The 9298-nt window shown below is 43.2% G+C and carries 5 protein-coding genes and 3 pseudogenes; 4 read left to right on the forward strand and 4 right to left on the reverse strand.

Going from position 1 to position 9298, the window contains the following annotated elements; genetic code table 11:
* Positions 1 to 227: 227 nt before the first annotated feature.
* Positions 228 to 365: pseudogene (locus tag RMX69_RS29165) on the reverse strand (transposase); the annotation flags it as partial.
* Positions 366 to 565: 200 nt separating this feature from the next.
* Between RMX69_RS29165 and RMX69_RS29565 the strand changes: the two are divergent.
* A pseudogene (locus RMX69_RS29565) lies at positions 566 to 1354 on the forward strand (DUF4277 domain-containing protein).
* A gap of 167 nt (positions 1355 to 1521) precedes the next feature.
* On the opposite strand, the gene RMX69_RS29180 reads toward RMX69_RS29565, so the two are convergent.
* On the reverse strand, positions 1522 to 2169 hold the full coding sequence (locus tag RMX69_RS29180; protein WP_289796203.1) for a hypothetical protein: 648 nt from the start codon (positions 2167 to 2169) through the stop codon (positions 1522 to 1524).
* 34 nt (positions 2170 to 2203) lie between these two features.
* Here RMX69_RS29180 and RMX69_RS29185 point away from each other — a divergent pair.
* Positions 2204 to 2443, forward strand: a pseudogene (locus tag RMX69_RS29185) (hypothetical protein); the annotation flags it as partial.
* A gap of 278 nt (positions 2444 to 2721) precedes the next feature.
* Here the strand turns inward: RMX69_RS29185 and uvrA are convergent.
* A complete protein-coding gene (gene uvrA, locus RMX69_RS29190; protein WP_322639518.1) occupies positions 2722 to 5610 on the reverse strand; it encodes an excinuclease ABC subunit UvrA in 2889 nt (962 codons plus the stop codon).
* A gap of 182 nt (positions 5611 to 5792) precedes the next feature.
* On the opposite strand from uvrA, the gene RMX69_RS29195 reads away from it, so the two are divergent.
* Both RMX69_RS29195 and RMX69_RS29200 read left to right on the forward strand, forming a co-directional pair.
* Positions 5793 to 6539 (forward strand): Uma2 family endonuclease, encoded by a 747-nt coding sequence (locus tag RMX69_RS29195; RefSeq protein WP_322639519.1) that lies wholly within the window; start codon positions 5793 to 5795, stop codon positions 6537 to 6539.
* Between the two features lie 63 nt (positions 6540 to 6602).
* Positions 6603 to 7310 carry a Uma2 family endonuclease gene (locus RMX69_RS29200; protein ID WP_322639520.1) on the forward strand — a complete coding sequence of 236 codons (708 nt, stop codon included), beginning with the start codon at positions 6603 to 6605 and terminating at the stop codon, positions 7308 to 7310.
* 573 nt (positions 7311 to 7883) lie between these two features.
* On the opposite strand, the gene RMX69_RS29205 is transcribed toward RMX69_RS29200, so the two are convergent.
* The coding region (locus RMX69_RS29205) for a WD40 repeat domain-containing protein (protein ID WP_322639521.1) at positions 7884 to 9298 on the reverse strand (1415 nt) is incomplete at its 5' end.

Raw genomic sequence — 9298 nt, forward strand, 5'->3', positions numbered from 1 at the left:
CCTGGCTGGTTTTAGATCCACTCTTGCGTGCCTGGTTGTTGGAGGATATTGGCCGAGGCGACCGCTTTGCCGGAGCGTAAATTATTACGCCTTATGTTGAGATGGGGTAGCAAAAAAGAAAGGGAAATCACAAGATAAAGGTAACGACACCAAAGCTTGAGGTCTCCCAATGAATATGGTAGACGGTTCAACCCTGTTGACCACAATTTTTGTGCTAGGGCGTGTCATCAGTTAAGCCAAATCACAGTAGCAGCAAGATAAATTGCACCGAGAAAATTGACCTTGCGTTTGTCATAACGGGTGGCAATCGCTCTGTACTGCTTGAGTCGGGCAAAGAAGTTCTCAATTAAATGCCGGGCTTTGTACCCCACATTCCGCACCTAAAACTGGCACACAGAGAAAGCAGTAAGTAAATCAATAATACTGGTAAAAATTGAGACAATAAAAACTGAAAAGTAAAGTTAATAGCCAGAATCAGGGTAGAAGTCAAAAAATAAATAAAATTAGCACATCAAAAGCTCCCATCATGAAAAGCTAGAAATAGTTGATGAAATGTGGTGTGAAAATGAATTCGCCCTTGAGTATTGAAGTAAAAAATCTAAATCACCTGGGAATAGTAGCAGGAATAATCGATGAAAGAGGGCTGGTAGCTCAAATAAATAAAATACTTGGACAGCACCCACAAGAAAAGGTGAGTGCGGGTCAAGCGGTCAAAGCAATGATACTAAACGGGTTAGGTTTTGTATCAGGAACGTTATATATGTTTCCTAAATATATGGATACCTATGCCTGTGAACACTTGATAGGAGAAGGAGTATTACCAGAACATTTAAATGATGATAGGTTAGGAAGAGTATTAGACCAATTATATTTAAAAGGTTTAAGTGGAATCTTCACTTTAATAGCTGCTCATCAAAAGTTAACTAAGTTATGTAATGAAGAATTTGCTTGCCATCGAGATGCGAAAAAAGCTGCATTACATTTATCAGAGCAATTAAAGTATCATCGGTTGACGGAAATTAAAATATCTAAAAAACAGCTAAAGCCTCAGATTAAGGGCAAAAACAGGGAGCGGATTGAAGCTTTATCTATGATTATGGGGTTATGTTTGCTAGTTTATACTTTAGGGCAACGACAGCTACGTGAAAGTTTATGAGCTCAAAACCAAGCAATAAAAAATCAATTAGGTAAACTGACACCCCGCCCCACTCTCAGGTGGATATTTCAATGTTTTCAAGGTATCCATGTATTAATTGCCAATGGGGTTTCACAAATCTCCAACCTCTCTGATGAAAGATTATGGGTATTACAATTTTTTCCTAGTGCTTGTCGTCGTTACTATTTATTAGTTTGATTAACATTTTACTCAAGCTTTCTTTTTATCAACTTTTTTGAGTTACTTACCCTAACTTCAGTAGCTCTACTTTTTTATGCAGTATTTTTTCCACTGGTTCCTTTTTTTACATACTCTGGCTTAATTTTTTACCTGCCATTCCTCCAGTTTTAGTCTTGAATCAAAAACTAGCTCCAAAATTCCTTGCCATTTCTTTTGTGACAGTTCCGGGTGCGGAATGTGGGATCTAAACCAACCTCAGAAAGAATGATTTGTACTGTCAGGACACCAAGACCGTCAACACGGGTAAAATCTACTCCGCTCATGCGGTAAAGATGAGTACGCAAATCAAAGTTAGGCTCATTACCTTGAGGTTTGTGGCGAATATGCTTGGGTGGAGAAAGGGGCAACTGCGAAATATCAATTTTGTCGTTAAATTGACTCAGGCAATCCTCAATCTGGCGGTCACATTCAGCGATTTGGGATTGGTAGACATCATAGAGATGTAGCTCTTGTTGCAAGACAAACAAATGTTCTTTTCGATAATCACCATTAAGCGCAGCTGCAATCTCTGCTTCACTACGTTTGACACGGTGATGTTTTTTGGCTGCAAGTATTTGTGGGTCATGTTCACCAGCAACAATCGCTCGTATGATTGCCATACCTGTAGTGCCTGTAATATCACTGACTGCTTGATGCAGTTGTATGTTCATTTGAGTTAAAGCTTTTTGCATCCGTTGGATATGAACACTGGCACTTCTGATGAGACTATCACGTTGGCGGATATAGCTACGTAAAATACAAATTTCATCTTCTGGACGAAAAGAACCTGACAACAATCCATAACTGTGCAACTGTTGCAGCCATTGGCAATGTGTATTTGTGCATACTGCTATTACTGCCAGGTATACAGATATTCATGCAGCAATCTCTGTACCCATTATTCAGCAAGAAATTGAAGAAATCGGTGTGCGTAAAGGTTGGCGTGTAGTGCGCTGTAACCGCGATTCTTTCTTTGATGTGATTGAGTTTTGGGTAGAAAATAGGTTAATGATTGAATTTCTAACACCAGAAATGGCATCTCAATATTTGAAATTTGCTACCCAGTAAGAAAATCTGAAATATTTTTTGGCAGAACCAGCTTTAGCTACAACTTGATGAACGTTTATTGCAATCCTATTTTAATTGTAAGAATTGCAAACCGCAGATCCTCAACTTCTCAAATAAGTTGGGGATTTTGTCGCCTATAAGTTACTCAAAGACAAGCTGAGGCTTTGGGAAAGTTTGTTCATGTTGATGTAAGTTTGTTTATTTTAGAATCAGCGATCGCTTTTCTTTACACCTACTCTGCGGTAAGCATCTTTGAATATATATCTGAGACAAAAACTCTACTTCTTCATCGCCGGATACTGCTTCAAAACTTGCTTTAAATATTGCCCAGTATAAGACGTGGGATTTTTTGCAACTTCCTCTGGTGTACCCACAGCAATTAATTCTCCGCCTTTGTCGCCACCTTCTGGCCCCAAATCTATCACCCAGTCAGAACAACGAATTACATCTAAGTTGTGTTCAATTACTAATATTGAATTACCTTTATCTACCAATCGTTGCAACACATCTAACAATTTGTGGACATCGTAAAAAGATAACCCTGTTGTCGGTTCATCAATTAAATAAAGTGTCTTACCTGTAGCGCGTCGAGATAGTTCTGTTGCCAATTTTACCCGTTGCGCTTCACCACCTGATAAGGTAGTCGCAGGTTGTCCTAGTTGGACATAACCCAACCCGACATCAAATAAAGTTTGCAAACGCGCGATCGCTTTGGGTATATTCTGGAAAAAGTCTAAACTCTCCTCTACTGTCATTCTTAGGACATCAGAGATAGACTTATCTTTATACTTCACCTGCAAAGTTTCGCGGTTGTATCTTGCACCTTTACAAATTTCGCATTGCACGTAAACATCAGGGAGAAAGTTCATTTCAATAACATTCACACCCTGGCCGCTACAAGCTTCGCAACGTCCACCTTTAACGTTGAAGGAAAATTGTCCAGGTTTGTAACCCCTAGCTTTGGCTTCTACTGTTTGGGAAAATACATCCCGAATGGCATCGAAAATTCCTGTGTAAGTTGCAGGATTGGAACGTGGTGTGCGTCCAATGGGAGATTGATCGATAACGATCGCTTTATCAATCGCGTTTAATCCCTGAATTTTATCCAAATGTCTCGGTAAGGGAACTTTCTTAGTTAAATGGTGTTGCAGAGATGGGTACAGTAATTCGTTAATCAGCGTAGATTTACCAGAACCAGACACACCTGTGATGGAAACAAGTTTACCTAGCGGAATGTCTACATCTATATTTCTTAAATTGTTGCGATGGGCATTTTTAATTCCCAAACTGCGCCCGTTTCCTTCTCGGCGTTCTGCTGGCGTGGTAATTACTCGCCTTCCTGATAAATATGCACCCGTCAAAGAATCTTCTGCTGCTAATAATGCCTGAAAATCACCTTGGGCGATAATATTTCCGCCGTGAATTCCTGCACCAGGGCCGATATCAACTATATAGTTGGCTGCACGAATTGTTTCTTCATCGTGTTCAACGACAATTAATGTATTACCCAAATCACGCAATTTCGTTAAGGTTTTCAGCAATCTGCCATTATCTCGTTGATGCAAACCAATACTCGGTTCATCTAAAACGTAGAGAACTCCTGTTAATCCAGAACCAATTTGCGTTGCTAGACGAATTCGTTGGGCTTCACCACCGGAAAGAGTCATAGCGGGACGGTCAAGGGTGAGGTAATCTAAACCTACATCTAACAAAAATTGCAATCTGGCTTTGATTTCTCGGAGAACTAAATCAGCAATTTGTAACTGGCGATCGCTCAACTTAAATTGCTCAATTCTCTCCCGACAATCTCGAATTGATACGGTAGTTAATTCTAAAATTCCATATTGTCCCAACTTCACCGCCAAGGCTTCCGGTTTTAACCGTTTTCCTTTACAAACTTCACACGGTTGATCGATTAAATACTGCTCTAATTTTTGTTTAATTAATTCCGAACCACCCTCATACTGCCGTTGCAAAATTGGAATAGCACCTTTAAAACTCTGCTTTCTCTTTGCCTCTGCGGCTCGTTCATCTTTCTCTCCATACAGAAGAATTTGCTGCTGTTCTTCTGTCAGCTTGCCCCAATTTGTCTGTAACTCAAATCCATAAATCTGTCCGACGCTATAAAGTAATTCCAAGTAATAAGAATTATCTTTTTCTGACCAAGGCGCGATCGCAGCGTAAACTGGCGCTTCCCAGTCGGGTACAATCAAGTCTGGTGCAAATCTTCTTAAAGTCCCGATGCCGTGACAGTGCGGACAAGCACCATAAGGTGAGTTAAAGGAGAACAATCGCGGCGATAATTCCTCCATTACCGCGCCATGTTCTGGACAAGCAAAGTTTTCCGAAAATACTAATTCTTCTTCTTTTTCTTGTCCGTCGTCACCGAGTAGACTCACCAGAATGGCTGCAATACCACCCGATTGCTTGAGACACGTAGACAGAGAATCAACCAAACGCTCCTGAATATCAGCCTTTTTCACCAAGCGGTCAATTACCACTTCGATGGTGTGGGTAAAGTTTTTATCCAATTCAATGGAATCTGACAGTTCGCGGATCTCGCCATTGATCCGCACGCGGACAAAACCTTGAGAAGCAAGACTTGACAAAAGCTTACGGTGTGTGCCTTTTTTCCCCCTAACAACGGGTGCAAGAATTTGGAAGCGGGTGCGATCTGGTAATTCCATAATGCGATCGCACATCTCATCGATTGTCTGGGGTGCAATACAGCGATCGCATATCGGACAATGGGGTTCGCCAGCCCGACCAAACAGCAGCCGCAAATAGTCGTAAATCTCTGTCACCGTACCGACAGTGGAACGCGGGTTATGAGAGGTTGACTTTTGGTCAATAGAAATTGCTGGACTTAAGCCTTCAATCGCTTCTACATCCGGCTTATCCAGTTGTCCGAGAAATTGGCGTGCGTAAGCGCTGAGGGATTCTACGTAACGACGTTGCCCTTCAGCGAAAATGGTATCAAAGGCTAGGGAAGACTTACCAGAACCAGAAACGCCAGTGAATACGATTAGGCGATCGCGTGGCAATTCCAAGTCAATATTTTTCAGATTATGCTGCCTAGCACCCCGAATCCGAATGGTATTCTGGCTGTTGTGGCTGGGGTACGGAAGATGTCCATTCAAGGATGCTGCTAGCTGTTGGTCTGACATATTGGGCGGCGAAGAAGGAGTTTCTTATGAAACAGTCCTTAATAATACTATCTTTAATTAGTTTATAGTAGAACAATCGTACTGTTTTAGTTACTTATCCTTCCAGATTCATGGCGCAGACATCCTTAAGAGTCTGCTAATTTGGAAGCATCCCGATTAAATATCCTTCTGAGGGCGAAGCTATGGTATCGCAAATCCAACCGCCGACGCAGCCAGAGGTCATCTACCCAGATAGTGACGGACAACCAGTCGCTAATAATACCATACAGTTTAGCTGGATTGTGGCAATTAAGCAGAATATCGAGTGGCTATTTGCTAACGATCCAAATGTATTTGTTACGGGGGATTTGTTTTGGTATCCGGTAGAGGGACGTAACAAAATTGTTAACGCCCCAGATGTGATGGTGGTATTGGGTAGACCAAAAGGCGTAGGCGTAGCCCGTCGTAGACATCGCTTGTGCTACCAACAATGGAAAGAAGAGGGAATTGCACCGCAAGTGGTGTTTGAAATTCTTTCTCCCAGCAACACCCAAACTGAAATGGACAAAAAATTACTTTTCTACGATCGCTATGGGGTGGAAGAATACTACATTTATGATCCCGATCGCAATAATTTGCGTGGATGGTTGCGTAGCGAAGACGGTTTAGATGTCATCCCCCAAATGGAAGATTGGGTGAGTCCCCGTTTAAAAGTTCGCTTTGCTCCATCACCAGAGGGTTTGCAGTTATATCGTCCTGATGGAGAAAGGTTTTTGAGTTATACAGACATTTCTCGCAACGCCGAACAAGAACGACAACGAGCTGAACTTGCAGAACAAACCAGAAGAGATGCCATACCCCGATTATTGCAAATGGATTTGAGCATCGAACAGATTGCCCAAGCTTTGGGATTGTCAGTGGAAGAAGTACGAACCTTTGCTCAGGAGTAACGCCGTGTGCAATCTTTTAATCGGGCTATTAGAAATTGAATTTGTACTTGAAATATTCTGATTATGCTAGCCAATGCAGCCACTCATAATGTCACCTGGGAAAAGTTACCTGATGATTTTGTTTTAGACAACGAACCAGTGGATAACATTAATCAGCCACTCTTGGCTGCTGCTTTAACAGAAAGCTTGGAACTTGCTGGCAGATTACCCACCGATGCTTTAACCATCACTAATTACGGTATCTGCGCCACTTTGAATAATCGATTTGTCGTCAAAGCACCAGATTGGGGTTATGTAGCATCTATTAGAGTCTCACGAGAAGAAGTGAAGCGCAGTTATACGCCACGACTTCAAGGTGATATTCCGGTAATTGTGATGGAATTTCTCTCAGATACCGAAGGTGGAGAGTATTCGAGTAAACCGACCTATCCCCCTGGTAAATGGTTTTATTATGAGCAGATTTTACAAGTGCCAAACTATGCCATTTTTGAACCAGATGGTGGAGTCTTAGAAGTTTATCGGCGAGATGATTTAGGAAATTATGAACTGCAAACACCGGATGCAAGCGATCGTCACTGGATTGCCGAAATGAACTTGTTTTTAGGTGTATGGCAAGGAAGCCGAGAAAACCGCACAGGCTATTGGTTACGTTGGTGGGATGACAATGGCGAATTATTACTATGGGGTTTGGAGTTAGTAGCAAAAGAAGGGCAACGTGCAGAGAGATTAGCTGCTCAGTTAAAAGCGCTGGGGGTAGAACCGGAGGTTTAACTCGAAACTTCGACCTTTTTGCTCGGCTATTTGTGTTCGGAACTCGGAACTTCGACCTTTTTGCTCGGTCATTAGTGTTCAGAACTCGGAACTTCGACCTTTTTGCTCGGTCATTGGTGTTCAGAACTCGGAACTTCGACCTTTTTGCTCGGTCATTGGTGTTCGGAACTCGGAACTTCGACCTTTTTGCTCGGTCATTGGTGTTCGGAACTCGGAACTTCAGCCTTTTTGCTCAGTCATTAGTGTTCAGAACTCGGAAGTTCAACCTTTTTACTCGGTCATTGGTGTTCGGAACTTGAAACACTGAGTTCAAAAGTGCGATCGCATTTCTTTTTTACCAAGCGATCGCTTTTGGCTCTACATTTAAGCGTTCAGAACTGCGATCGCATCTCTAATTTACCAAGCGATCGCCTTTGCTTCTACATTTAGGCTTAGGATCACTGCAAAAATTAGGTTCAGAACTGTGATTGCCTTCCTAATTTACCAAGCAATCGCTCTTTTTGAATATTAACTCCCCATAACTCCCTCATTTCCCCGGTTGGTGAGCGAAGTCGAACCACATCTCCCTCATCTCTACCGCCTTGGACACACCTTAGCCGCATCAGGATGGCTAGCCAAATAACTCTTAAGCCAACTGCAACCCTGTGCTAATAAATCATCAAGATTCAAATTCCAGAATTTGATGGTCTTGTCCCAACTGGCGGAAGCTAAAGTTTTGCCATCCGGGCTGAAGACGACGCTGTTGACCAAACTGCTATGCCCAGTCAGGGTGGAAATTTCTTTGCCTGTCTCCCGATTCCACAATTTGATCGTCTTGTCACCACTGGCGGAAGCTAAAGTTTTGCTATCCGGGCTGAAGACGACGCTGTTTACCAAATTGCTATGCCCAGCTAGGGTAGTAATTTCTTTGCCCGTCTCCCGATTCCACAATTTGATGGTGTTGTCACCACTGGCGGAAGCTAAAGTTTTGCCATCCGGGCTGAAGACGACGCTGCTGACCCAACTGCTATGCCCACTCAGGGTGGAAATGGAAATTTCTTTGCCCGTGTCGAGATTCCACAATTTGATGGTGTAGTCATCACTGGCGGAAGCTAAAGTTTTGCCATCCGGGCTGAAGACGACGCTGATGACCAAATTGCTATGCCCAGCTAGGGTAGTAATTTCTTTGCCCGTCTCCCGATTCCACAATTTGATGGTGTTGTCATAACTTGCGGAAGCTAAAGTTTTGCCATCCGGGCTGAAGACGAAGCTTCTGACCGAATTGCTATGCCCAGCTAGGGTAGTAATTTCTTTGCCCGTGTCCCGATTCCACAATTTGATGGTGTTGTCAGCACTGGCGGAAGCTAAAGTTTTGCCATCCGGGCTGAAGACGATGCTGTTGACCGAAGTGCTATGCCCACTCAGGATGGTAATTTCTTTGCCCGTGTCCCGATTCCACAATTTGATGGTGTAGTCATCACTGGCGGAAGCTAAAGTTTTGCCATCCGGGCTGAAGACGACGCTGTTGACCGAAGCGCTATGCCCACTCAGGATGGTAATTTCTTTACCCGTGTCCCGATTCCACAATTTGATCGTCTTGTCACCACTGGCGGAAGCTAAAGTTTTGCCATCCGGGCTGAAGACGACGCTGATGACCTCAGCGCTATGCCCACTCAGGGTGGTAATTTCTTTGCCCGTGTCTCGATTCCACAATTTGATCGTCTTGTCACCACTGGCGGAAGCTAAAGTTTTGCCATCCGGGCTGAAGACGACGCTGTAGACCGAAGCGCTATGCCCACTCAGGGTGGTAATTTCTTTGCCCGTGTCCCGATTCCACAATTTGATCGTCTTGTCACCACTGGCGGAAGCTAAAGTTTTGCCATCCGGGCTGAAGACGACGCTGTAGACCGAAGCGCTATGCCCACTCAGGGTGGTAATTTCTTTGCCCGTGTCTCGATTCCACAATTTGATCGTCTTGTCACCACTGGCGGAAGCTAAAGTTTTGCCAT

The organism is Nostoc sp. EspVER01, from assembly GCF_034530635.1.
Taxonomy (GTDB): Bacteria; Cyanobacteriota; Cyanobacteriia; order Cyanobacteriales; family Nostocaceae; genus Nostoc.

Coding starts and splice junctions, on each gene's coding strand:
- RMX69_RS29200 (WP_322639520.1), top strand. CDS start 6,603: ATGCTAGCCAATGCAGCCACTCATAATGTCACCTGGGAAAAGTTACCT.
- RMX69_RS29195 (WP_322639519.1), top strand. CDS start 5,793: ATGGTATCGCAAATCCAACCGCCGACGCAGCCAGAGGTCATCTACCCA.
- uvrA (WP_322639518.1), bottom strand. CDS start 5,610: ATGTCAGACCAACAGCTAGCAGCATCCTTGAATGGACATCTTCCGTAC.